This is a genomic window from Microbacterium sp. P5_B6 (assembly GCF_056400345.1).
In genome coordinates, this window is sequence record NZ_JBFULL010000015.1 from 34,456 (window position 1) to 59,358 (window position 24,903).

21 protein-coding genes and 2 tRNA genes are annotated in these 24,903 nt (G+C 69.5%); 17 read left to right on the forward strand and 6 right to left on the reverse strand.

Annotated features, from left to right (window positions below; translation table 11 throughout):
- Positions 1-26 precede the first annotated feature (26 nt).
- The 9 genes from AC1DP3_RS15835 (at position 27) to AC1DP3_RS15875 (ending at position 10,423) form a co-directional block, all read left to right on the forward strand.
- Complete coding sequence (locus AC1DP3_RS15835) at positions 27-1,022, forward strand: carbohydrate ABC transporter permease (RefSeq protein ID WP_477294922.1); 996 nt, start codon at positions 27-29, stop codon at positions 1,020-1,022.
- The gene (locus AC1DP3_RS15840; RefSeq protein ID WP_477294924.1) at positions 1,019-1,942 is read left to right on the forward strand and encodes a carbohydrate ABC transporter permease; all 924 of its coding nucleotides are present in this window, start codon (positions 1,019-1,021) and stop codon (positions 1,940-1,942) included. The genes AC1DP3_RS15835 and AC1DP3_RS15840 overlap by 4 nt, the downstream gene beginning before the upstream one ends.
- Positions 1,943-1,947: 5 nt before the next feature.
- Positions 1,948-2,601, forward strand: a complete 654-nt coding sequence (locus AC1DP3_RS15845; RefSeq protein ID WP_477294925.1) for a hypothetical protein — start codon at positions 1,948-1,950, stop codon at positions 2,599-2,601.
- Between the two features lie 44 nt (positions 2,602-2,645).
- Complete coding sequence (locus AC1DP3_RS15850) at positions 2,646-4,703, forward strand: beta-galactosidase (RefSeq protein WP_477294927.1); 2,058 nt, start codon at positions 2,646-2,648, stop codon at positions 4,701-4,703.
- Between the two features lie 205 nt (positions 4,704-4,908).
- Positions 4,909-6,114, forward strand: coding sequence for a Gfo/Idh/MocA family protein (locus AC1DP3_RS15855; protein ID WP_477294929.1), 1,206 nt, complete (start codon positions 4,909-4,911; stop codon positions 6,112-6,114).
- A 5-nt stretch (positions 6,115-6,119) separates the two neighbouring features.
- Positions 6,120-7,364: a dihydrodipicolinate synthase family protein gene (locus AC1DP3_RS15860; protein ID WP_477294931.1), complete on the forward strand. Its 1,245-nt coding sequence runs from the start codon at positions 6,120-6,122 to the stop codon at positions 7,362-7,364.
- Entirely contained in the window at positions 7,361-8,245 is an 885-nt protein-coding gene (locus AC1DP3_RS15865) for a sugar phosphate isomerase/epimerase family protein (RefSeq protein WP_477294933.1), read from the forward strand. Before AC1DP3_RS15860 ends, AC1DP3_RS15865 begins: the two co-directional genes overlap by 4 nt.
- A complete protein-coding gene (locus tag AC1DP3_RS15870; RefSeq protein WP_477294935.1) occupies positions 8,245-9,294 on the forward strand; it encodes a LacI family DNA-binding transcriptional regulator in 1,050 nt (349 codons plus the stop codon). The genes AC1DP3_RS15865 and AC1DP3_RS15870 overlap by 1 nt, the downstream gene beginning before the upstream one ends.
- Positions 9,295-9,301: 7 nt before the next feature.
- Positions 9,302-10,423 carry a glycerate kinase gene (locus tag AC1DP3_RS15875; protein WP_477294937.1) on the forward strand — a complete coding sequence of 374 codons (1,122 nt, stop codon included), beginning with the start codon at positions 9,302-9,304 and terminating at the stop codon, positions 10,421-10,423.
- Positions 10,424-10,575: 152 nt separating this feature from the next.
- Here the strand turns inward: AC1DP3_RS15875 and pgm are convergent, their stop codons facing one another.
- Positions 10,576-12,219: a phosphoglucomutase (alpha-D-glucose-1,6-bisphosphate-dependent) gene (gene pgm, locus AC1DP3_RS15880; protein ID WP_477294939.1), complete on the reverse strand. Its 1,644-nt coding sequence runs from the start codon at positions 12,217-12,219 to the stop codon at positions 10,576-10,578.
- Between the two features lie 74 nt (positions 12,220-12,293).
- Here pgm and pheA point away from each other — a divergent pair, with 74 nt between their 5' ends.
- Positions 12,294-13,253 carry a prephenate dehydratase gene (gene pheA, locus AC1DP3_RS15885; RefSeq protein ID WP_477294940.1) on the forward strand — a complete coding sequence of 320 codons (960 nt, stop codon included), beginning with the start codon at positions 12,294-12,296 and terminating at the stop codon, positions 13,251-13,253.
- Positions 13,254-13,676: 423 nt separating this feature from the next.
- Complete coding sequence (locus AC1DP3_RS15890; protein ID WP_477294942.1) at positions 13,677-14,948, forward strand: endo-1,4-beta-xylanase; 1,272 nt, start codon at positions 13,677-13,679, stop codon at positions 14,946-14,948.
- Between the two features lie 6 nt (positions 14,949-14,954).
- On the opposite strand, the gene AC1DP3_RS15895 is transcribed toward AC1DP3_RS15890, so the two are convergent.
- The 3 genes from AC1DP3_RS15895 to AC1DP3_RS15905 form a co-directional block, all read right to left on the reverse strand.
- Positions 14,955-16,007: an LLM class flavin-dependent oxidoreductase gene (locus AC1DP3_RS15895; protein ID WP_477294944.1), complete on the reverse strand. Its 1,053-nt coding sequence runs from the start codon at positions 16,005-16,007 to the stop codon at positions 14,955-14,957.
- Positions 16,008-16,051: 44 nt separating this feature from the next.
- Positions 16,052-17,410, reverse strand: coding sequence for a cryptochrome/photolyase family protein (locus tag AC1DP3_RS15900; protein WP_477294946.1), 1,359 nt, complete (start codon positions 17,408-17,410; stop codon positions 16,052-16,054).
- A gap of 72 nt (positions 17,411-17,482) precedes the next feature.
- On the reverse strand, positions 17,483-18,580 hold the full coding sequence (locus AC1DP3_RS15905; protein ID WP_477294948.1) for a diacylglycerol/lipid kinase family protein: 1,098 nt from the start codon (positions 18,578-18,580) through the stop codon (positions 17,483-17,485).
- Positions 18,581-18,698: 118 nt separating this feature from the next.
- Between AC1DP3_RS15905 and serS the strand changes: the two genes are divergently transcribed.
- The 4 genes from serS to AC1DP3_RS15925 all read left to right on the forward strand — a co-directional run bounded on the left by serS (position 18,699) and on the right by AC1DP3_RS15925 (position 22,386).
- Positions 18,699-19,964 (forward strand): serine--tRNA ligase, encoded by a 1,266-nt coding sequence (gene serS, locus AC1DP3_RS15910; RefSeq protein ID WP_477294950.1) that lies wholly within the window; start codon positions 18,699-18,701, stop codon positions 19,962-19,964.
- On the forward strand, positions 19,961-20,869 hold the full coding sequence (locus AC1DP3_RS15915; protein WP_477294952.1) for an HAD family hydrolase: 909 nt from the start codon (positions 19,961-19,963) through the stop codon (positions 20,867-20,869). The genes serS and AC1DP3_RS15915 overlap by 4 nt, the downstream gene beginning before the upstream one ends.
- Before the next feature lie 97 nt (positions 20,870-20,966).
- A tRNA-Ser gene (locus AC1DP3_RS15920) sits at positions 20,967-21,051 on the forward strand.
- Between the two features lie 63 nt (positions 21,052-21,114).
- Positions 21,115-22,386, forward strand: a complete 1,272-nt coding sequence (locus tag AC1DP3_RS15925) for an LCP family protein (RefSeq protein WP_477294954.1) — start codon at positions 21,115-21,117, stop codon at positions 22,384-22,386.
- A 16-nt stretch (positions 22,387-22,402) separates the two neighbouring features.
- Here the strand turns inward: AC1DP3_RS15925 and AC1DP3_RS15930 are convergent, their stop codons facing one another.
- On the reverse strand, positions 22,403-23,113 hold the full coding sequence (locus AC1DP3_RS15930; protein ID WP_477294956.1) for a YrzE family protein: 711 nt from the start codon (positions 23,111-23,113) through the stop codon (positions 22,403-22,405).
- A 195-nt stretch (positions 23,114-23,308) separates the two neighbouring features.
- On the opposite strand from AC1DP3_RS15930, the gene AC1DP3_RS15935 reads away from it, so the two are divergent.
- Positions 23,309-23,397 (forward strand) — tRNA-Ser (locus AC1DP3_RS15935).
- 561 nt (positions 23,398-23,958) lie between these two features.
- Here AC1DP3_RS15935 and AC1DP3_RS15940 read toward each other — a convergent pair.
- A complete protein-coding gene (locus AC1DP3_RS15940) occupies positions 23,959-24,261 on the reverse strand; it encodes a LysR family transcriptional regulator (protein ID WP_477294958.1) in 303 nt (100 codons plus the stop codon).
- A gap of 376 nt (positions 24,262-24,637) precedes the next feature.
- Here AC1DP3_RS15940 and AC1DP3_RS15945 point away from each other — a divergent pair.
- The coding region (locus tag AC1DP3_RS15945) for a GntR family transcriptional regulator (protein WP_477294960.1) at positions 24,638-24,903 on the forward strand (266 nt) is incomplete at its 3' end.

Below are 24,903 nucleotides of genomic sequence, written 5' to 3' on the forward strand. Positions count from 1 at the left end.
ACCTCCAACCGATCGGGAGAATCGACGTGAGCACGACAGCGACGAGAGTCATCGTGACGGATAGGAAGCCGTCGGGCCGGAGCCTGTTCCGCAAGGGCAGTCCGGAGCTGGACACCAGGCCGGGGATCCGTGCCCGTCAGCGGCGGGAGTCCCTGGCCGGGTATGGGTTCCTGACGCCGTGGCTGATCGGGTTCTTCGGGTTGACGATCATCCCGATGGGCTGGTCGTTGTACTTGTCGTTCACGAAGTACAACATCTTCACCCCGCCGAAGTGGGTCGGGCTGGACAACTATGTCCGGCTGTTCACGAACGATCCCAGCTTCATGCAGGCAGCGCAGATCACGCTGATCTACGTCCTGGTGGGCACGCCCATCACCCTGGCTGCGGCGCTCGCCGTGGCGATGCTCCTGAACTACCGGGACCGGGGGTCGGGGTTCTTCCGCTCCTCGTTCTACGCCCCCTCGCTGATCGGCGGATCCGTGAGTGTGGCGATCGTGTGGCGGGCGATGTTCGCCAACGACGGCCCGGTCGACCAGTCCCTGTCGTTCTTCGGGATCGACCTGGGCGGATGGATCGGCAACCCCGCGCTGGTGCTGCCCGCGATGATCCTGCTGCACGTGTGGCAGTTCGGGGCGACGATGGTGATCTTCCTCGCCGGGCTCAAGCAGATCCCGAAGGAGCTGTACGAGGCGGCCGAGATGGACGGCGCCGGCCCCTGGCACCGGTTCCGCGCGGTGACGATTCCGATGCTGTCCCCGGTGATCTTCTTCAACCTGCTGCTCGGTCTGATCGGGGCGTTCCAGGTGTTCGCGTCGGCGTACATCATCTCCAACGGCACCGGGGGGCCGGCCGGGATGACGAACTTCATCACCCTGTACCTGTACAAGCGCGGGTTCGCTGACGGGCAGATGGGCTACGCGGCCGCGATCGCGTGGGTGCTGCTCGTGGTCGTCGCGATCATCGCTTTCATCCTCTTCCGCACCCAGCGCTCCTGGGTGCACTACTCCGGAGACAACCGATGAGCACGACATTCGGCCAGCCGGCCATCGAGACCCTCGCGCACAACCTCGACACCACCCCCACCTCACGCCGCCGCCGAGTGACGCGGCGCACCTGGCAGACCGTGATCTGGGCGATCGTCCTCGTGGCGCTGACCGCGCTCGTGCTGTACCCGCTGGTGTGGCTGCTGTTCGCCACGTTCAAGCCGAACGCGGAGTTCGGGCAGTCCATCGCGATCCTGCCCCGAAACCCCACCCTGGACAACTACGCCACCGTCGCCCAGGGCATCGCCGGCGTCCCCATGTGGAAGTTCTTCCTCAACAGCCTGATCATCGCCGGCGGATCGGTGATCGGCACAGTGTTCAGTGCGTCACTGGCCGCCTACGCGTTCGCCCGCATCCAGTTCAAAGGACTCGGCGTCCTGTTCGCCGCGATGATCGGCACGCTGCTGCTGCCGTTCCACGTCGTGATCATTCCGCAGTACATCATCTTCAACAAGCTGGGCCTGATCGACACGTTCGTCCCGATCCTGCTGCCGAAGTTCCTCGCCACCGAGGCGTTCTTCGTGTTCCTGCTCGTCCAGTTCATCCGCCAGATGCCCCGAGACATGGACGAAGCAGCCCGCATCGACGGCGCCGGGCACTGGCGCATCTTCTGGTCGATCATCCTGCCCCTGATCAAACCCGCCCTGATCACCTGCGCGATCTTCGCGTTCATCTGGAGTTGGAACGACTTCCTCGGCCCCCTGCTCTACCTCACGAGCCCCGACAACTATCCTCTCCCGATCGCCCTCCGCCTCTACAACGACGCCTCCTCCGGCGGCGCCGACTACGGCGCCACCGTCACGGCCAGCTTCATCGCGCTCCTGCCCGTCCTTCTCTTCTTCCTCGTCTTCCAGCGCTTCCTTGTCGACGGTGTCGCGACCCAGGGACTCAAAGGCTGACCCGCATGAACCGCCGAGAACAGCGCATCGCTCGCCGGGCCGACGCCTCCGGGAGCGGCCCGACGCTCGAGGAGCGCCCTCCCGCTCGCTTCCCCGGCGTCACAGGGGCCTTCGCCCTCTTCGGCGAGGTGCTGCTGGTCGGTGTTCTCGTCCTGGCGGCCGGGATCCTCGTGGTGACACTGCCCGCGGCGCTGGCCGCCGGCATCCGTCACCTGCGCCGCTACCTCGCGGCCGAAGGCTCGCCCGCGCGACTGTTCTGGGGTGACGTGAGGAAGGCGCTCCCCGGCGGAGTCGGCGTCGGGGCGGCCGCACTCGCTCTCGTCCTGCTCCTGACGCTCGACATCGATCTCGCGAACTCCGGCGCTCTGCCGGGCGGCGTGGTGATCGCCGCCGTCGGATGGGTCGGCCTGGCAGCCACCGGCGTCACGCTCCTCGCCGCCGCGGGCGCGTGGACGCCCGACCGCAGGGGCTGGCGCTCGGCGCTGCGAGGCGTGCCCGGCGCCCTGAGGGACGACCCGGTGGGCGGGCTGTACCTCACCGCAACCGTCGGCTTCGTCGGCGTCGTCACGTGGGCGCTGCCCCCGCTTCTCATCCCGGCTCTGGGCTGTGCAGCCCTCGCCGTCATTGCAATCCCCGAGCGTCGACGCCACGCGCGCTGACCTGTTCGCCTCCACGCCTTTCGCCGAGACCAAGGAGCTGCCGCGTGCTGTACGGCGCCGACTACAACCCCGATCAGTGGCCCGAAGACGTCTGGGATGAGGACGTGCGCCTCATGCGCGAGGCCGGCGTCAACATCGTCAGCCTCGGAATCTTCGCCTGGTCGCGCATCCAGCCGACCGAGGACGTCTGGGACTTCGGCTGGCTCGACAGGGTCATCGCCAAGCTCCACACGGGCGGCATCCAGGTGAACCTCGCAACGGCGACCGCGTCTCCGCCGCCGTGGGTGAGCTCCCGCTACCCCGAGACCCTCCCCGCCGACGAGAGCGGGGCCTCGTACTGGCCGGGCAGCCGCCAGCACTTCGCACCCTCGTCGCCGACGTACCGGCGCCTCGCGGGCGAGCTCGTCCGGCGCATCGCCGAGCGCTATGCCCAGCATCCCGCCGTCGTCATGTGGCACGTCGGCAACGAGTTCGGCTGCCACCTTCCGATGGACTTCTCGGATGCGGCGCGCGACGCGTATCGCACCTGGCTGCGCGAGCGGTACGCGACGATCGACGCGCTCAACGAGGCCTGGGGCACCAACTTCTGGTCGCAGCGGTACGCCGCGTTCGGCGAGATCTTCCCGCCGCGCCTGGCGCCCTACAGCCACAACCCGTCATCGATGCTGGACTTCCGGCGCTTCACGTCGGACATGCTGCTCGAGTGCTACCTGATGGAGCGCGGGATCCTGCTCGAGGCGGGGGCGACGCAGCCCATCACGACCAACTTCATGGGGCCGTTCAAGCCCGCCGACTACTCGGTGTGGGCCCAGCACATGGACGTCATCGCGGACGACTGCTACCCCGATCCGACCAACCCGCATCGCGTGCGGGATGCCGCCTTCCAGCGCGACCTCGTGCGATCGCTGAAGCCCGGCGTGCCGTGGCTCCTGTGGGAGCAGGCGACGGATGCCGTCAACTGGCGTCCCGCGAACCCGGGCAAGAAGCCCGGGGCCCTGATGGCCGAGACGGCGCAGTCGATCGCGCGCGGAGCCGACGGCATCATGTTCTTCCAGTGGCGCCAGTCCCGATCGGGCAGCGAGAAGTTCCACTCGGCGATGCTTCCGCACGCCGGCACCCGCACGCGGACATGGGATGCCGTCACCGATCTCGGAGCCCGGCTCGCGGCCCTGCCCGAGCTGCCCCCGCCCGGCCGTGACGCTCGGGTCGCGCTGATCTTCGACTGGGAGAGCTGGTGGGCCGCCGAGGAGCGCGACCACCCCACCGAGGTCGACTACCTCGCCCTCTCGCTCGAGTGGTACGGAGCGCTGCACAAGCGCGGCATCATGGTGGACATCGTGCCGCCGGAGCGGGTCGACGACGGCTACGACCTCGCGATCGCGCCGGCGCTGTACCTGCTGCGGAGCGAAGGCGGCGCATCGCTCGTCCGGTTCGTCGAAGGCGGCGGCACACTGCTCGCCGGCCCCTTCACCGACGTCGTCGACGAGCACGACCAGTTCCGCACGGGCGGCTTCCTGACGCAGCTCGGCCCCGTGCTGGGCGTGCGGTTCGAGGACTTCGGCGCCCTCGGCGGGGCGAGCACCGGCGGAATGGGCGTGGGCGCGCAGACCGCGCGCGGCTCGGCCGGCGGGGGGACCGCTTCCGTGCGCTTCGGCGACCAGTCGTTCGCCGGCACGCTCGTCGCCGAGTCCGTCCACGCCGAGGGTGCGACGGTGGTCGCCGCCTTCGAGGATGGTCTCAACGCCGGGTCGCCCGCGCTCACGCGAAACCGATCGGGCCTGGGCGAAGCGTGGTACATCGCGACGATGCCCGACCCCGCGGGACTCGATGCCGTCATGGCAGCCGTGGTGGCGGCATCCGGTGTCCGTCCGATGGTGGACGACCTTCCTCCCGGGGTCGAGGCTGCGCGACGCGGCGACCTCGTGACGGTCATCAACCACGGCGACGAACCGGTCGAGATCACGATCGAGGGGACGGATGCCGAATCCGGCGAGGCGCTCGGCCGCCGCGTGCTCGACCCGCAGGGAGTGCTCTTCGCACTGTCTCCCGTGGCCCTCGCTTCGGACGGTGTCGCGGCCGCTTCGGCGCTCGCCGGTCGCTGATCCGCTGCCATGAGCCAGCCGCTCATCCTCACCGCCAACGCGCGCAGTGCGCGCGCTCCCGCACGCCTCCTTCGCATCGCATGAAAGCCCTTTCCCGCACCGCTTGCGCCCCGCCCCATCCCATGGCACACTGTTGGAAAGCGCTTACCCAGACGCAGAAGTCCATCAGGACAGCGCCCCGCAGACTCAACGAAAGCAGGACCCCATGACCGACACCACTCTCGCCCCGGCCGTCGCCGGGGCCACCGTCTCCCGTCCCCAGGTGCGCGAGATCGGCATCATCATGAACGGCGTCTCGGGCCGCATGGGCTACCGCCAGCACCTCGTGCGCTCGATCCTCGCGATCCGCGACCAGGGCGGGGTCGAACTGCCCGATGGCTCCCGCGTCACGGTGCGCCCGATCCTCGTCGGCCGCAGCGAGCTCAAGCTCGCAGAGCTCGCCGCGAAGCACGACATCGAGGACTACACGACCGACCTCGACGCCGCGCTCGCCGACCCCCGCTGGGAGATCTACGCGGACTTCCTCGTGACGAAGGCGCGGGCATCAGCTCTTCGCAAGGCGATCGCCGCGGGCAAGGCCATCTACACCGAGAAGCCGACGGCAGAGACGGTCGACGAGGCGCTCGAGCTGGCGAAGCTCGCCGCCGCCGCCGGGGTCAAGGCCGGCGTCGTGCACGACAAGCTGTACCTGCCGGGCCTGCAGAAGCTGAAGCGGCTCATCGACTCGGGCTTCTTCGGCCGCATCCTCTCGGTCCGAGGCGAGTTCGGGTACTGGGTCTTCGAGGGTGACTGGCAGCCCGCGCAGCGCCCGTCGTGGAACTACCGAGCCGAGGACGGCGGCGGCATCATCGTCGACATGTTCCCGCACTGGAACTACGTGCTCGAGAACCTGTTCGGCGAGGTCAAGTCGGTCTACGCCCAGGCGTCGACGCACATCCCCACCCGCTGGGACGAGAACGGCGAGCCGTACACCGCCACCGCCGAAGACGCCGCGTACGGCATCTTCGAGCTCGAGGGAGACATCGTCGCCCAGATCAATTCGTCCTGGACCGTCCGCGTCAACCGCGACGAGCTCGTCGAGTTCCACGTCGACGGCACGCACGGCTCCGCTGTCGTCGGCCTGTTCGGCGCGAAGATCCAGCACCGCAACGGCACGCCGAAGCCCGTGTGGAACCCCGACCTCGCCGACAGTCACGACTACGACGCCGACTGGGCCGAGGTGCCCACCAACGACGTGTTCCAGAACGGCTTCAAGCAGCAGTGGGAGGAGTACCTCGCGTCGTACGTGCTCGGCACCGACTACGAGTTCGACCTCCTCTCCGGCGCCCGCGGCGTGCTGCTCGCCGAGGCCGGCCTGCAGTCGAGCCGCGAGGGCCGCAAGATCGAGCTCCCCGCGCTGAACCTGGACTGATCGCCATGGTTCTCGAGGCCCCCGCGCGCATCGCGGCATCCCGTCGCGGAGATCGCCTGACCCTCCTCGCCCCGGACGGCTCGCTGCCGCAGGTCGAGCTGGCAGCCGCACCCGCCTTCGCCAAGCCCACGGCGCCCCTGCGCTCGCGGGTCGCCTACGCAGCGGCGCACGTGGTGCCGGTGACCTGGGCCGACAACACCCCCGGCCGGCCGGCGCAGGTCGACTGGGATGCGACGCTCGACTTCCGCCGCGCCGTCTACTCGTGGGGTCTCGGCGTCGCCGATGCGATGGACACCGCGCAGCGGAACATGGGGCTCGATGCCGCAGCCACACGCGAGCTGATCTCGCGGTCCGCGCAGGTCGCGCGCGAAGAGGGCGGATCCGTCGTCGTCGGCGTCAACACCGACCACGTCGAGGCGGAGTCGATCTCGATCGCCGAGATCATCGACGCCTACAAGGAGCAGCTGCACTTCACCGAGGAGCAGGGCGCAGGCCCGGTCCTGATGGCCTCGCGGCACCTCGCCCGCGCCGCACACTCCCGTGCCGACTACCTGCGTGTCTACGGCGCGGTGCTGCAGTCGGCGACCACCCCGGTCGTGCTGCACTGGCTGGGCACAGCCTTCGACCCGGCACTGCAGGGCTATTTCGGCTCCGACGACTGGAGCGAGGCATCCGATGTCCTCCTGCGGGTCATCGCCGAGAACCCCGGCAAGGTCGCGGGCGTCAAGATGAGCCTGCTGGATGCCGCAGCCGAGGTTGCCGTGCGGGAGCGCCTCCCCGAGGGTGTGCGCATGTATACCGGCGACGACTTCAGCTACGTCGGTCTGATCGGCGGGGCGGATGTGCCCGACGCGTCGCAGCCCGATCGCAACCCCGAGAGCACCCGTCAGCACTCCGACGCCCTGCTCGGCGCGTTCGCCGCGATCACTCCGGTGGCCTCGGCCGCCATTCAGGCGCTCGACGCGGGTGACCCCGCGCGGTACCTCGAGATCCTCGGCCCGACCGAAGAGCTCAGCCGCCAGGTCTTCGCCGCCCCGACCTTCTACTACAAGACGGGTGTCGCCTTCCTGTCGTGGCTGAACGGCCACCAGACGGCGTTCCAGATGGTCGGCGGACTGCACTCGGCCCGCAGCCTTCCGCACCTCTCGCGCATCGTCGAGCTGGCGAACGCGTCCGGCGCCCTCGAGCGCCCCGACCTCGCGGCCGAGCGCTGGCACGGGATGCTTCGCCTGAACGGACTGGACGCATGAGCGCCCCCGACCCCCGCCTCTCGATCAACCAGGCGACGATCAAGCGGGCGAACCTCGCCCAGGCGCTCGAAGCGACGGCGAGCAACGGCGTGCAGGCGATCGGGCTCTGGCGGGAGCCCGTCCTCGAGGTCGGCCTCGTGACCGCGGCGCAGATGCTCGCGGACTCGGGCCTGCGCTTCACGACGCACTGCCGCGGAGGCTTCTTCACGATCCCCGAGGGACCCGCCCGCCGGGCCGCGATCGACGACAACCGCCGAGCGATCGAAGAGACCGCGACGCTCGCTGCCGCCGGTGCCGCAGGGTCGGCCGCCGTGCTGGTGCTCGTCGCCGGCGGGCTTCCGGAAGACTCGCGCGATCTCGTCGGCGCCCGCGAACGCGTGCGCGACGCGCTGGGGGAGCTGGCTCCGGATGCCGCGGCCGCCGGTGTCACACTCGCCATCGAGCCGCTGCATCCGATGTACGTCTCCGACCGCGCGGTCGTCTCGACGCTCGGCCAGGCACTCGACCTCGCAGCCGACTTCGATCCCGCCACCGTGGGCGTGACGGTCGACACGTTCCACGTCTTCTGGGACCCGCAGGTGCTCGAGCAGATCGCGCGGGCCGGCCGCGAGGGACGCATCGCGACCTACCAGGTCTGCGACTGGAAGACCCCCCTTGCCGCCGACGTGCTGCTCTCGCGCCACTACCCGGGCGACGGCGTCATCGACTTCGGGTCACTCACGAAGGCCGTCCTCGACACCGGCTATACCGGCGACATCGAGGTCGAGATCTTCAACGAGGACGTGTGGGCGACCGAGCCGGGCGAGGCCGTGCGCCGCACGGCCGAGAGCTTCGGCGCGGCCGTGTCTCCGTGGCTGGCGGCGACCGTAGACTCGGCCTGATGACGGACACCTCGCTCGATTCCTCGCCCACGAGCAGCCGCGCCTCCGCGCCCACGCTGCACGACGTGGCGGCGGCGGCGGGTGTCTCGCTCGCGACGGCATCGCGGGTGCTGAACGGCTCGGCCCGCAAGGTCGCCGAGTCGTATCGCGATCGGGTCCAGGCCGCCGCCGATCAGCTCGGCTACACCGCCAATCTGTCCGCGCAGGCCACCGCCCGGGGTACGTCGGCCATCATCGCCCTGCTGGTCGCCGACATCGCCGACCCGTACTTCGGCCAGCTCGCCTCGGGAGTCGCCCGCGGCGCCGACGAGGCCGGGCTCGTGGTCACGATCGCCATCACCGAGCGCGACGTGGCCCGCGAGACGCGGCTCGTCCGCGCTCTTCGCGGCCAGCGCCCGCGCGCCCTCATCCTGGCCGCGTCTCGCAGCACCGAGTCCGGGGCACCCGACCTCCAGCACGAGATCGACGCCCTCAGCCGCACAGGCGGGCGCGTCGTCGCGCTCGGTCCCGGGGCCGGCGACGTCCGCACGGTCCTCATCGACAACGAGGGCGGGGCGCGGGCGCTCGGCGCGGCCCTCGCGCAGCGCGGCTACCGCAGCGCGGTCATCGTCGCCGCGCAGGAGGGCGTGCGCACGTCCGACGACCGCATCGCCGGCTTCACGGACGGGTTCGGGTCGGGCGGCGGCTCGGTCGACCGCGTCTACCGCGGGGCCTTCACGCGGGATGCCGGAGAGGCGGCCATGCGGCAGGCTCTGGCCGACGGCATCCCATCCGGGACCCTGGTCTTCGCCATCAGCGACGTCGTGGCGATCGGCGCACTGACGGCGATGCGCGAAGCCGGCCGAGCGGTCGGGGCCGACATCGCGCTCGCCGGCTTCGACGACATCCCGACCGCACGGGACGTCAGTCCCGCGCTCACGACCGTGCACGTCCCGCTCGAGACCGTCGGGTACGAGACGCTCCGGGCGGCCGTCGACGATGGCTGGCAGTACGACCCGGCCGCCATCCGACTCGAGGTGCTCCTGCGCGCGAGCACACCCGAGCGCTGACGACCGCATGACGACGCCACGACGAACGATCGTCTTCGCCCCCGACAGCTTCAAAGGCTCGATCGCCGCCGCCGACGCCGCTCGCGCGCTCGCCGAGGGCTGGTCCTCAGAGCGGCCGGAAGACGAACTCATCCTGCGGCCCGTCGCCGACGGGGGAGAGGGCACGCTGGACGCCTTCGCCGCCGCGGTGCCGGGCGCCCGCCGCATGCCCATCGTGGTCACAGGGCCAGACGGCGAGTGGACGGATGCCGCGTGGCTCCTGCTCCCCCCGACCCCCGAGGCGCCGGAGGGCACGGGTGTCGTCGAGCTCGCGTCGACGTCGGGGATCGAGCTTCTCGGCGACCGCCGCCTGCCGTGGGATGCCGGCACCCTCGGCTTCGGCCAGGCGATCGCCGCCGCCCTGGATCACGGCGTCTCGCGGCTCGTGCTCGGCATCGGCTCGAGCGCCTCGACCGATGGGGGCGCCGGAGTGCTGACGGCGCTCGGGGTCGAGTTCACCGACTGCGCGGCCCAGCTGATCGTCCCAGGCGCCCGTGGACTGCATGTCGTCGCGCACGCCGACTTCGACCGGCTGCGGCCCCTTCCGCCCGGCGGGGCGGTCGTCCTGACCGACGTCACCAACCCGCTGCTGGGGCCGCTCGGCGCCGCCGCGGTCTTCGGCCCTCAGAAGGGTCTCGCGCCCGACGAGATCGCCGACGCCGATGATGGTCTCGCCCGGCTCGGCGGCCTCCTCCCGGCCGATGCGCGCACCCCCGGGGCCGGTGCCGCCGGGGGGACGGGCTTCGCACTGCTCGCATGGGGTGCGACCCTCGTGCCCGGCGCACCCGAGGTCGCGGCGCTCGTCGGTCTTCGCGAGGCCCTCGCCCAGGCATCCGTCGTGGTCACCGGTGAGGGGTCGTACGACGGTCAATCGGCGGCAGGCAAGGCGCCGGCCCACGTCGCTTCGCTCGCCGCAGGCACCGGGGTGCCGGTCGCGCTCGCCGCGGGCCGTATCGCTCCGGATGCCGACACCTCAGCCTTCGAGGCGTCAGCGTCGCTGACGGTCCTCGCCGGCTCGCCAGCCGAAGCAATCGCCGACCCATCGCGCTGGCTCCGCGAGGCAGGCGCCGCGCTCGCTCTCGCACTCTGACCCCCGCGCCGGCCCGGCCGAGTGCGGCTCAGCCATCGCTGTCGAGCCGATACATGCGCGACGAGCCGATACATGTCGGCCTGCGCGTACCGTATGGGCTCGCGCGCTTTGCATCGGCTCGTGGAGCGGTCGAGCGAGACTGGGGCGGAAGGTCAGGCGCCGCCCAGTGCCTCGGTCACGACGGCACGCGCCTCTTCCTGCACCTCGGCGAGGTGCTCGGGGCCGCGGAGCGACTCGGCGTACAGCTTGTAGACGTCCTCCGTGCCCGAAGGGCGCGCGGCGAACCAGGCGTGCTCGGTCTGCACCTTGAGCCCGCCGATCGCAGCGCCGTTTCCGGGTGCGTGCGACAGCTTGGCGGTGATCGGCTCTCCGGCGAGCTCGGTCGCCGAGACCGCCTCGGGGGCGAGCTTGCCGAGCGCCGCCTTCTGTGCCGGTGAGGCCGGGGCGTCCACGCGCTGATAGGCCGATGCGCCGAACTCAGCCTCGAGCTCCGCGTACCGCTGGGAGGGGGTCTTGCCGGTCACCGCGAGGATCTCGGAGGCCAGCAGGCACAGCAGGATGCCGTCCTTGTCGGTCGTCCAGACGGTGCCGTCCTTCCGCAGGAACGATGCGCCGGCGGACTCCTCGCCGCCGAAGGCGACCGATCCGTCGAGCAGCCCCGGAACGAACCACTTGAAGCCCACCGGGACCTMCAGCAGGGTCCGGCCGAGCGACGCGGCGACCTTGTCGATGATCATCGACGAGACCAGGGTCTTGCCGATCGCCGCATCCGCCGGCCAATCCGGGCGGTGCGCATAGAGGTAGTCGATCGCCACCGCGAGGAAGTGGTTCGGGTTCATGAGTCCCGCGTCGGGCGTCACGATGCCGTGGCGATCGGCGTCGGCGTCGTTGCCGGTGAGGATGTCGTACTCCTCGCGCCGCGCGACAAGCGACGCCATCGCTGAGGGGGAGGACGGATCCATCCGGATCTTCTCGTCCCAGTCCAGCGTCATGAAGCGCCAGGTCGGGTCGACATCCGGGTTCACGACCGTGAGGTCGAGGCCGTGCACCTCGGCGATCAGCGCCCAGTACTCCACCGATGCACCGCCGAGCGGGTCAGCCCCGATGCGGACGCCGGCCTTGCGGATCGCCTCGACGTCGATGATGTTCGCGAGGTCGCGCACGTACGCGTCGCGGAAGTCGTACTCGCCCAGCGTGTCGGCGTCGAGATCGGCGTAGCGGGTGCGCTGCACGCCCTCGAGGCCGCCGGCGATCAGGGCGTTGGCGCGGTCGGCGACCCAGCCCGTGGCGTCCGTGTCGGCCGGTCCGCCGTTCGGCGGGTTGTACTTGAAGCCGCCGTCGCGGGGCGGGTTGTGCGAGGGGGTCACCACGATGCCGTCCGCGCGACCCGGGTCGTCGAGGGCACGGCCGCGGTTGTAGGCGAGGATCGCGTGGCTGAGCGCGGGGGTGGGCACCCACGAGTCGCGCGAGTCGACTCGCACATCCACGCCGTTCGCGATGAGCACCTCGATCGCGGTGCGCTCGGCGGGCAGCGAGAGTCCATGCGTGTCGCGACCGAGGAACAGGGGACCGGCGATCCCCTGCGCGTTCCGGTAGTCCACGATCGCCTGAGTGGTGGCGAGGATGTGGTCCTCGTTGAAGCTCGTGCTGAGCGACGACCCCCGATGGCCGCTCGTGCCGAACGCGACGCGCTGCTCGGGCACCGAGGTGTCCGGCTTTCGGTCGTAATAGGCGGCGATCAGGTCGTCGACGTCGATCAGGTCGGATGCCTCTGCGGGCTGTCCTGCGCGGCTCATGTGCCCAGTCTGCCGGGTCGTGCGAGCTTCTGCACCCGCAGGGCGCGCGCACGGTGCCGACTAGGCTGAAATGCGTGACTTTCGAGCCCGAGGAATCCCCGCGCCGCACCTACAGCTTCCTCGGACCCGCCGGAACCTTCACTGAGGCGGCGCTGGCGCAGGTGCCTGAGGCCCGCGGACAGCAGTGGCGTCCGGTCCACAACGTCGGCGAAGCGCTGGCCGATGTGGTCGAGGGTCGTTCGGACGCGGCGATGATCGCGATCGAGAACTCCGTCGACGGCGGCGTCTCGACCGCACAGGACGCCCTCGCCACCATGCCCGGCATCCGGATCGTGGGCGAGTACCTCGTGCCGGTCGACTTCGTGCTCGTCGCCCGGCCCGGCACCCGGCTGGAGGATGTCTCGCTCGTCGCGGCGCATCCCGTCGCCTATGCGCAGTGCCTGCAGTGGCTCACCGCCGCGCTTCCGGCGCATGCCCACATCCCCGCGTCGAGCAACGTTGCGAGCGCGATGGGGCTGATCGACGGCACGAGCGACGCGGATGCCGCGATCGCCCCACCCGGAATCCTCGAGCACCATGATCTCGAGCTGCTCGCAGAGAAGATCGGCGACAACGCGAACGCCGTCACCCGCTTCGTGCTGGTGTCGCGTCCGGTGGTGGCGCCGTCGCCGACCGGTGCCGACAAGACATCCCTCATCGTCGAGCTGCCCGACGATCACCCGGGCGCCCTGCTCGAGATGCTCGAGCAGTTCGCGACCCGCGGCATCAACCTGTCGCTGCTGGCATCGCGCCCGATCGGCGACGAGCTGGGCAGGTATCGCTTCGTCATCGATGCCGACGGTCACATTCAGGACGAGCGCATGGCGGACGCCCTGATGGGCCTGCGGCGCTTCAGCCCGAAAGTCATCTTCCTCGGATCGTATCCGCGGGCAGACCGTGCGATCGTGCGGTATCCCGACCGCTACTCCGACGAGGTGTTCATCGAGGCGCGCGACTGGCTCCGCGGCATCCTGAGCGGCGAGCCCGAGGCCTGAGGCCTGAGGCCTGAGGCTTGAGGCCTGAGGCCTGAGGCCTGCGGCGTGAGGGTGTGAGGACCCGCAGCGCCGTTTGAGGTTCGCCCGCGGGCGACGAAGGCCGCAGCTCAGCGAGGTGGGCTGCGGTCTCCGTCGTGCACATCAGAAGCGGCACCTGCCCCAAGAAGGTACCGATCCCGCGTCTGCTGCAGCCTTACGAGACGGCTCGGCTGCTTCTCGTTAACCGTAGCTGAGGTCAGACCACATCCTCCTGGAGTCTCAGCAGGTGGAAATACAATGCTCAGCGCGCTGTCAGACCACAGGCCGAGAGCGGATGCCCGAGGCAGCTGAATTGCGTTCGATGGGGACGCTTCCCCTCCAGACGTGCGAATATGTCGGGAACGAGAACAATTCGTGCGAAGAACGACGAGGTGAGCCGAAGCCGTGACCAGTCCTGACCCTGCCCACCGCTTCCACGACGTGGCGCTCCGCATCCTCGACCCGCGCTCCGAGGCCCCGGCCCAGGGCCCCTTCACCGTCGAGCAGACCCGCCACGCGTTCGGATTCGGAAATATCGGGTTCGACTTCATCGATCTGCTCGCCGGACCTGCCTCAGCATCCGGCGGCCAGCTGCGGGTCTTCGGCGGCGCCGACGCCGACCGAGCAGGGCGGATCCTCGATGCCTGGCTCGCGCTGTTCGACACCGTCACGCTGCCGTTCTACTGGAGGGGATTCGAACCGGCCGAGGGGCATCCCGACAGCGCCCGCCTGCTCGCCACCGCTCGCTGGTTCGCCGAGCGGCGCGTGCGCGTGAAGGGCCACCCGCTCGTCTGGCACACCCTCGCGCCGGAGTGGCTGCTCGGCAGAGACGACGACGCTGTGGAGAGAGCGATCCGCGACCGGATCACCCGCGAGGTCGCCGGCTTCGCAGGAGTGATCGACCTCTGGGATGCCATCAACGAAGTCGTGATCCTCCCCGACTTCACCGCCGAGGACAACGCCGTCACCCGGCTCGCACAGCGCAAGGGTCGTGTCGAGATGGTGCGGCTCGCGTTCGACACGGCACGGGCGGCGAATCCTTCGGCACGGCTCGTCCTCAACGACTTCGACCTGTCGGAGGACTACGAGCACCTCATCGAGGAGTGCCTCGAGGCGGGCATCCTCATCGACGCGATCGGCCTCCAGACCCATATGCACCAGGGTTTCCGCGGTGAGGACCAGCTTCACGGGATCCTCGAGCGATTCGCCCGGTTCGGTGTGCCGCTGCAGTTGACCGAGACGACTCTCGTGTCGGGCGACCTCATGCCCGGTGACATCGTCGACCTCAATGACTACGTGGTCGACTCGTGGCCTTCCACTCCCGAGGGAGAGGCCCGGCAGGCTGACGAGATCGTGCGGCACTACCGCACCGTGGTCGGCCATCCCGCGGTGGAGTCGCTCACGTACTGGGGCATCACCGATGAGGGGTCGTGGCTCGGCGCCCCTGCCGGGCTGCTGCGCGTCGACGGTACCCGCAAGCCCGCCTACGACGCCCTGCACGATCTCGTGCGGGGTGAGTGGTGGCACGCACCTCGTGCGCTCGCTCCGGATGCCGACGGCCTCGTCCGCGTCCGCGGATTCGCCGGCGACTACCGCGTGACCACCCCGGAGGGCTCGGCGGCATTCCGGCTCACGCCGGGAATGACCGAGGCGATCCCGGTGGTGCTGCAGCGCTGAGGCGGCTCAACCGGCCAGCAGCTCCAGCGTCTGGGCCCGGCCGGGAGCGGCATCCATCGGCTCGTCCTCATACGACGCCGCGATCGGCGCGATCATGACCTCATCCACGCCGTGCTGCGCCGCGAAGGCCGCGAGCTCGGCCCGCACCGAGTCGCCGGTTCCGACGAACCACTTGGCACGGGCGCCGGCCATGATCTGCGCGCCCAGTCCGTCGAACTCGGATGCGGCGGCCTGCGCCTGCTCGACGGTCTCGAGCGCAACGAGGGGCTTGTTCTGGCGGAGGCGGGCCATCATGCGCAGGTGGGGGAGCGCGCGCTCCTCGGCCTCCTCCTGAGTCGCCGCCGCGAGCACGTTCGCCGTGAGGAAGGTCCGGGGCTCCGGGTTCTCCTCGCTGGGCTGGAACTGCGAGCGATACAGGGCGAGCGCACGTTCGAGGCCCTCGCCGGAGAAGTGGTTGGCGAACACGTACGGAAGGCCGACGCTCGCCGCGAGCTGGGCGGAATAGTCGCTCGACCCGAGCAGCCAGAGGTCGGGCGCGCCGGTGGCCGCGGGGGTGGCGTGCACGTCGTAGGTGCCGCCCGAGGTGAACTGCACCGTGGCCCCCTCGGCCTGCACGAGGCGGGCGATGTCGCGCACATGCTCGGGGAAGCGCTCGACATCGCTCGTCGTCCCCGACATCCGCAGCAGCTGCGTGATGACGGGGTCGCTGCCCGGGGCCCGGCCGATTCCGAGGTCGATCCGGCCAGGCGCGAGCGCCTCGAGGACCGCGAACTGCTCGGCGACGACGAGGGGCGAGTGGTTCGGCAGCATCACGCCGCCCGAGCCGACCCGGATCCGGCGGGTGCGTGCGGCCGCGGCCGCGATCAGCACGGGCGGGGTCGTCGAGGCGACGGCGGGCATGTTGTGGTGCTCGGCGAACCAGTAGCGCCGATAGCCGAGCTCGTCCGCTCGCTGTGCCAGGGCGAGGGATGCCGCGACCGCCTGTGCGCTGGTCTGCGCGGTGCGCACGGGAACGAGGTCGAGAACGGACAGGGCTGGAGCGGAGGCGGTGGAACTCATCCCCGATCAGAACCACGGCTCGGCCGCGGGCATTCCGAGATTCTTCAGCGCGTCCGCGCGGCCTGCTTCACGTGCTCATAGGCGTCCAGCGCGGCGTTTCGCGTGGCGCGCAGGTCGACGATCGGCTCGGGCGGCTCCGCGGCGGCGTGCTCGGGCTCCCACTCCTTCACGTACAGACCGTCCGGGTCGAACTTCTTCGCCTGCAGCTCGGGGTTGAAGATCCGGAAGTAGGGCGCGGCATCCGCTCCCGACCCCGCGACCCACTGCCAGTTGAAGGGGTTGCTCGCCCCGTCGGCGTCGACGAGGGTATCCCAGAACCACTGCTCTCCGAGGCGCCAGTCGATCAGCAGGTTCTTCACGAGGAAGGATGCCGCGACCATCCGCACCCGGTTGTGCATGAAGCCCGTCCGCCAGAGCTCCCGCATCCCGGCGTCGACCAGTGCGATGCCGGTGCGGCCCTGCTGCCAGGCGGCGAGCTGGGCGTGATCGAGCGGCGGCCATGGGAAGGCGTCGAACTCGGGACGCAGATTCTTCGTGGCGAGATCGGGGAAGTGGAAGAGCGTGTGCCACGCGAACTCGCGCCAGCCGAGCTCCGACAGGAAGCGGTCGCCGCCGCCCGCCGCAACGCCTTCGTGCCAGACCGTGTGCGGGCTCAGCTCGCCCCAGCGCAGGCGCGGCGAGAGAAGGGAGGTGGACCCCGCGGCGGGCTCGTCTCGCGTGCGCCCGTAGCTCGGCAGCTCGTCGTCGAGAAACTTCCGCAGGCGCCTTCGAGCGGCCGGTTCACCCGGCTCCCACCGCTCGCGCAGGCCCTCGGCCCAGTCCGGATGCTGCGGCACGAGGTCCCACTCCGGCAGTGCGTCGCTCGCGATCGATCCCGCCCACCCGGCGATCTCGCGCGGCTCGGGCAGCGGCGCACGGGGAGGGAGGCCGTTCAGGCACGCGCGCCAGAACGGCGTGAAGACCGAGAAGTGCGTGCCGGCCCCGGTGGCGACCGTCCACGGCTCGAACAGGAGCGACGCCGCCGAGGACTCCACGCGCACCCCGTCCGCCCGCAACCCGGCCTTCAGCTCGGTGTCGACAGCTCGCTCGGCACCGCCGTAGCGCCGGTTCCAGAAGACCGCGCCGGCTGCGGCATCCGTCACCGCCTCTCGCACCGCGCGACCCGCCGGCCCGCGCCGCAGCACGAGCCGCGCGCCCTTCTCCTCGAGCCGGCCGGCCAGCGAGGCGAGCGAGTGGTGCAGCCACCATCGGGCGGCGCCGCCGAGGGGACGGATGCCCGGCGACTCCTCGTCGAGCACGAAGAGCGCCACGACCGGCCCGCCCGCATCCAGAGCCGCCCGCAGTGCCGGGTTGTCGCTCAGGCGCAGGTCGTCTCGCAGCCAGACGATGCTCGGGCTCACCATCCCGTCATCCTGTCATCGTCCTGCGACATGCGGCGCGGTCACGACGAGAAGGGTGCGACAGGTCGCGGCGACTCAGAGTCCGCCGATGTTGTGCCCCTTCGGCACGGCGAGCTGGAGAGCACCGGGCTCGACGCGAGCGCGCACGCGGACTGCTTCACCGAACTCGTCGCCGTCGAGCTGCACAGGCTGGGCCTCGTGAGTCCCGACATCGAGGGCCGCGCCTCGGGCGTAGCGCACGGCGTTGTCCTTCGTGCGGAGCGCGAGCACCTTGCGCCCTGCCCGGAACCTCCGCAGCACGCTGTTGTCCCACGCCACCCGGCGCCAGACGAGGATCCAGCCGAGCGGCCCCTTCGGCTGGAAGATGACGATGTCCATCGCGCCGTCGATGATCGACGCCTCGGGGATCAGCTCGAGCCCGGCGGGGAGCGAGCCGCAGTTGGCGAACAGCACGCTCTGCACGCGCGCCGAATGCAGCCGGCGTCCGGTGATCTCGTACATGACACGGAAAGGCTTCGCGTTCGGAAGCGAGCGCGCCGCACCGTCGATGTAGGCCATCCACCCGAACGCCTTCTTGAAGATCGGGTTGGTGTTGGCGATCATCGCGGCATCCAGCCCCATGCCGCCCATCACCACGAACGCGCGTTCCTCGGTCGTGCCGTCGGCGCGCATGAGGGATGCGAACCCCACGTCCATCGCCAGGCGGTCGCCGTGGAAGGTGGCCGAGATCATCGTCTCGGCGTTGTCGAGGGGCAGCCGCAGGTTGCGGGCCAGCAGGTTGCCCGTGCCGCTCGGCACGATGGTGAGCGGCACTCCGCTGCCGCTCATCGCCTCGGACACCGCACGCACGGTGCCGTCGCCGCCGGCGACGAGCACAGCATCCGCTCCCGCTTCCAGCGCCTGCCGGGTCACGTCGTCGCCGAAGTCGTCCACCGTCGTCTCGTAGAAGAGAGGCTCCGACCACCCCGCCTCGACAGCGAGGCGCTCGACCGACGCGCGCAGCGTCGCGGCATCCACCTTGATGGGGTTGTACACGAGAGCGGCTTTGGGGCTCGGGCGATCCTTGCCGGACTCCAAGGGCCGCGTCTCGCCGTCGACCCCCACCTGGCGCACCTCGGGCGGCACGTCGCCGGGACGCGCGTCATCGCCGTCGGTGGGGAGGCCCGCTGTCATGGGTCAACCATAGAGCCGCGGCATCCCGCAGTGACCGTCGACGGCGGGACCGGCGCTGCGGTGTCAAAGGCTGAGGGGCGGGGGCGGGCGTTCCGTCGCCCGACTCTAGACTTGACGGATGATCGATCCCGTTCTTCTCCGCGAGAATCCCGAGCTGGTCAAGCGCTCGCAGGAGGCGCGCGGGGAATCGCCCGAGACGGTCGACGAAGCGCTGGCGGCCGACCGTGCCCGCCGTGCCGCCATCACCGCGTTCGAAGAGCTGCGGGCTGCGCAGAACGCGCACGGCAAGAAGGTCGCGCAGGCCCCCAAAGAAGAGAAGGCCGCGCTCGTCGCCCAGGCCAAGCAGCTCAGTGAGCAGGTCAAGCAGGCGCAGCACGCGGTGACCGCCGCCGAAGAGGCCTCCGACTCCGCGTTCGCCAGGCTCGAGAACATCATCATCGACGGGGTCCCCGCCGGCGGCGAAGCGGACTTCATCACCCTACGCACGCACGGCGAGCCCGCGGAGTTCGACTTCGAGCCGCGCGATCACCTCGAGCTCGGCGAGCTCCTCGGCGCGATCGACATGGAGCGCGGCACCAAGGTCTCGGGAAGCCGCTTCTACTTCCTCACGGGCATCGGCGCGCGTCTCGAGTACGCGCTCATGTCACTGGCGCTTCAGCGTGCTCTGGACGCGGGGTTCATCCCGATGATCCCGCCGACGCTCGTGCGCCCGGAGGTCATGCGCGGCACCGGCTTCCTCGGCCAGCACTCCGACGAGGTGTACCACCTGCAGGATGACGACCTCTACCTCGTKGGCACGAGCGAAGTGCCCCTCGCGGGGTATCACATGGGCGAGATCCTGGACCTCGCCCATGGGCCGAAGCGCTATGCGGGATGGTCGACGTGCTACCGCCGCGAGGCCGGTTCGTACGGCAAGGACACCCGCGGCATCATCCGGGTGCACCAGTTCAACAAGCTCGAGATGTTCATCTACACGACACCGGATGCCGCCGAAGCCGAGCATGATCGGCTCGTGCAGCTGCAGGAGAGCATGCTTCAAGACCTCGGCCTCGCCTACCGGGTGATCGACGTGGCGGCCGGCGACCTCGGTTCGAGCGCGGCCCGCAAGTTCGACGTCGAGGCGTGGGTCCCCACGCAGGAGGCGTATCGCGAGCTCACCTCGACGAGCAACTGCACGACCTACCAGGCGCGCCGCMTCGACATCCGTCACCGCCCTGACGGCGGCAAGACCGCGCACGTGGCGACGCTCAACGGCACGCTCGCGACGACCCGCTGGATCGTGGCGATCCTCGAGACGCATCAGCGCGCCGACGGCTCGGTGACCGTCCCCGAAGTCCTTCGCCCGTACCTCGGCGGTCTCGAGATCATGGAGCCTGTGTCGTGACCGAAGCGCATCTCCCGCCGACAGGCAGCATCCGGGTGGTGAAGCCCAAGAAGGCTGCCAGGATCGTCGAGGAGATCGCCCGCGAGACCGAGGACCCCGACCTCGCGACCGACCGACTGCTCATCGTGCTCGACATCGATGGGACGATCCTGCTCGAGGATGAAACGCTTTCTCCGGGAGTGGTGGATGCTGTCGAGCATGCCCATCGCGCCGGCCACGAGGTCATGCTCGCCACGGGTCGTTCGTGGGAGGGCACGCGCGGGATCGTCCGGGTCCTCCGTATCGCGCCGGAATTCATCGTCTGCTCGAACGGCGCCGTGATCATGAAGCGCGTGAACGGCGAGGAAGCGCGCTACGAGCGGTTCCACATCGAGACGTTCGACGCCCACCAAGTGCTGACGCTCCTGCGCGAGCACCTGCCGGACGCCCGTTACATGGTCGAGCTCGCGGACGGCGACCGGCTGTACACGGAGTACCTCGAAGACTGGAACCTGGCCGGCGCACAGCGGGTGAGCTTCGAACAGCTCGGCGCGCAGCCCRTGTGCCGAGTCGTGGTCGTCTCACCCGGGCAGAGCGAGCAGGACTTCGTCGACCTCGTCTCGCGCATCGGGCTGAACCAGGTGTCGTACGCCGTGGGATGGACCGCATGGCTCGACATCGCGCCGAAGGGCGTCGACAAGTCGACGGCGCTCGAGCGCGTGCGCGAGTGGACCGGCTTCGACCCGGCGCACGTGCTCGTGATCGGCGACGGGCGCAACGACGTCGGCATGTTCACGTGGGCGCGCGAGAACGGCGGGCGTGCGGTCGCGATGGAGCAGGGCCCTCAGGAGGTCCGGGATGCCGCGGGCGAAACCACGCTCTCGGTGCACGAGGGCGGCGTGGCCGAGGTGCTTCGAAACCTCTGACCGTGCGCTCAGAGTCCGTCCAGGCGCCGCTGGGAGAATGGCGGGATAGCCGGGTCCGATAGACTCGACGCCGTTCGGTGGATGCGTGCATCCGTCGGGAGGGTTGTCCGAGCGGCCGATGGACCTGGTCTTGAAAACCAGTGGGCAGCAATGTCCCGTGGGTTCGAATCCCACACCCTCCGCTTGCTGAACGGGTGTGCTGGGTGGGGGCGAGCCCGGACCCCCGCCACATCCGAGAGGACCCGATGAGCCAGACGACCAAGCCCGCTCCGCGCGGCCGTCGCACGGTCGCTCGTCACGGCGAGCTGCGCTCGCCGCATCCGTTCTCGCAGCTGCTGAAGATGATGGCGATCCTCGTCGCCGTCGTGCTCGTCTCGGGTCTCGGAGTCGCGGCCTATGCCGCCTACGACATCACCGCCAGCTTCACCAGCGACGCGGTCGAACTCGATGGCCAGGCCTCGGTTCCGCCTGACATCGGGGCGATCGAGGGTGGCGTCAATCTCTTCCTCGCGGGAACGGATGCCTGTGAGAAGCAGTACGCAGCCCTCTTCGGCGACCGCTGCAGCGGCGCAGACGCCGAGGGCGAGCTCAACGACGTCAACATGCTCGTCCACATCTCGGATGCTCCGCGACGCGTGACAGTCATCTCGTTCCCCCGCGACCTGATGGTGCCGATCCCTTCGTGCACCGCCGAGGACGGCTCTCAGACGTCGGCGATGACCAAGCAGATGCTCAACTCGGCATACACGTACGGAGGCCTGAACTGCGTCGTGCAGACGATCTCACAGCTGACCGGGCTCGACATCCAGTACGCCGCCAAGGTGACCTGGGGTGGCGTGATCGAGATCACGAACGCGATCGGCGGAGTCGACGTGTGCCTCGCGAACGGCATCAAAGATCCCTACACGGGCATTGACTGGCCCGCCGGGACGCGCAACATCCAGGGCATGGATGCTCTGCAGTTCCTCCGCACCCGTCACGGCGTGGGCAACGGCGGCGACCTCGGCCGCATCTCCAACCAGCAGCAGTACATGTCGCGGCTGGCGCGCAAACTCGTGAGCGAAGAGGTCCTGACGAATCCCGCGACGCTCTACAAGCTCGCCACGACGGCGGTCGACAACATCACACCATCGCAGACGCTGACGAACCCGCTCACGCTGGTGCAGATCGCGCTCGCGGTGAAGAACGTTCCGTTCAGCGAGATCGTGTTCCTGCAGTACCCCGTCGTCGACGATCCCGCCGACGCCAACCGCGTCGTTCCCAACAAGTCCGCGGCCGAGGACCTGTGGGCCGCGCTCGAGGCCAATCAGGCGCTCGAACTGACGGGTGACGTGAGCCAGGGAGACGGCGTCGTCGTGGTCGAGCCCGAGACGCCGGCCGAGAGCCCCGCCGAGACGGCGGCCCCCGACGCTTCGGCGACCCCCGGGCCGACCCCGACGACCGTCGAGCTGCCAGAGGCGATCGCGGGTCAGACCGCGGCGCAGGAGACCTGCTCGAACGGCAACGTCAAGGACTGACCGGCGTCATCGCCGGTCAGGCGCCGAGGCCCTCGCGGTCGACGCGCCGGTGATAGCGCATGCCTGCCACGCCGCCGAGGAGTGCCCCGGCGAGCGTCACGATCGCGACACCCAGAGCTGTCAGGATGCCGGTGGTCGTCGCGGTCTCGGGTGTCACGGGGATGCGGGGCACGCCGCCGAGGTTCGCGAAGATGTCCCACTGGCTGCCGGCGATCGCGGTGATCACGGCGACGACGATCGCCATGACGATGGCCCACAGCCACACCGCGAGGCCCTGCTTCAGGCCGCTGAACCGGGCCATCCGTCCCGCGACGTAGCCGCCGGCGAAGTACGAGATGAACAGCACGACCGCGACCGCGATGGCGCCGATGATCGTGGCGCTGCCCATATTGTCTGCCGCGGCGTCCGCAGCATCCTGGACCGTCTCGGGGGAGTAGAGGCCGATCGCTGCACCGATGGCCGCGAGGAGCGCGGTGAGCAGGACGGTGAGTCCCATCGCGGTCAGCCAGCCGAAGAAGGCCGACCCGAACTTGAAGCCGCCGAAGCGCTCCTCTTCTCGCGACAGCACCTCGTCGTGCAGGCTCACGTTGGTAGCCGCGACCGGCCGTGTCGTGTCAGTGTCGTAGGCGCCCTGAACCGGCCTGGCCGCCTGACGGGTGGAATCAGTGTCATAGTCGCCCTGAACCGGGGTGGCCGGTTGACGGCGCTCGGGGGTGTCTGTGCTCATGCCGCGACGCTATTGGTCGACCTTGAAGTTCCGCTTCAKGGTTGCCAGGCGGCGGATCTCGTCGTATTCTCCTGGGCTATTCGCCGCCGGACGCGTCACGGGGTGGAGCGCTCGCGGTCGATGTGGGCGTCTTGGGGATGCCCGCGTGCAGGTTATGATTGGTGCGCGCGTCCGTTCGTTTTCGCTCGGACGCCTGGAGACGTCGCATAGTTCGGCCTAGTGCACCACCCTGCTAAGGTGGAGTCCCCTTACGGGGACCGAGGGTTCAAATCCCTCCGTCTCCGCGATAAGAACCCCAGTTCAAGCTGGGGTTTTTCTTGTTGGCCCGAGGAGCCGATTCGACGGTTCTCGTCGCCGCAGATGACCCCGAAGTGACCCCCGGGGGGGGTCACCTGGGGGTCACTTGGAGGCAAGCGACACCCAAGATCGCGCCTGCGTGTGTGCTCGTTGCCGCGTGATTCCGCGGAAGTCGCAGGACTCAAGGGATTGGGGTGCACCACCCCTCCACAGGTGGTGTCCCTCCGAGGGCGTGAACAGGTTGGCGGACTGGGTTGCCGCCGAACGGCTGCGAGCTTTGCCGGCCGGTCGTTTGGCATGAGCTGGGGTGCGCGGACCACAGCACGCGATGCCGCGCGTCGAATGCGCCTTGGCTCGGCACTTGGCCGTCGGGATGCGCGATTCGTCTGTTGATCGGCAGCGTTGTGATATGCGACGTGGGTTGTGGAGGCGGCCTTCTCGCCCTTGACTGCGCAGGGGATGAGGCGATGATGCTCGGAACGTAGCCGCGGAGGCCATTGTCAACATCAATCGCGTTTGGCTGGTCGACGGGCACGGCCGGGGACCACTCAACCGCCTTCGAGCACCCGTACAGCCTTGGCACCGGTCTGCGCGGCGTGCACCGCCTGTTTCGCGTGGGGGAGCAGGCGCTGCCCCTGGTCGGTGAGTGCGAAGACCCCGCCACCGCGGTGGAAGAGCGTGGCGTCGAGTTCTTGTTCCAGTCGTCGAATGAGTATGGAGATCGCGGGCTGCGTTACCCCGAGACGTTCTGCGGCCTTCGTGAAGCTCTCGAGGTCCGCTGCCGCGACGAATGCCTGAAGCTGGGCGAAGGAGGTGATGGCGATTGATGGGCGGTGACCTTCACTGGACATGAGAGCCTTCTTCTTGTGAGGGAACCGCTGGCCGCCCAGCCAGGGGCGGTGTTTGACTTCGCATGGGAGGCCCGATCAGGCCGCCCCTTGGGCTGCTTGTCCGGAGTCGGTACCGCTGGCGGTGATTAATGCACCGCCGCGAGACATAGAACATCTGCTGCGGCCGCTACGGTCGCAGGCATGTGATTGCTGGACACGATGCGCTCGGTAGCAGCCGCACGTCTGTCCGACTCAAAAGCATCGATTTTGGTATACAAGCTACCAGACATAGCTTTGACGACTCGAATCGTGGCACCGCAGGCGAGAAACCGGGGAATTGCGCCTAGCTCCGTGGCGCGCCGGTGTACGATCTACCGACGAAGCGGAGTCTGAAGCCATGCAAGAAGTCGCCTACCGGTCGATCCCGGAGCTCGTTTACGAGGAGATCCGCGAGCAGATCGTCAGCGGGCAACTGCAAGCTGGCACACGCCTGAAAGAGCGAGAGATCTCGGAACTTCTGAACGTATCCAGGGTGCCGGTGCGAGAGGCGTTCCCCCTGCTGGAAGCCGATGGCTTCATCCGCATCGTTCCCCGGCGTGGAGCGATCGTCAACGACCTGGCCGTTCGCGACGTCGAAGAGCTGTTCGAGGTTCGCGAGTCGCT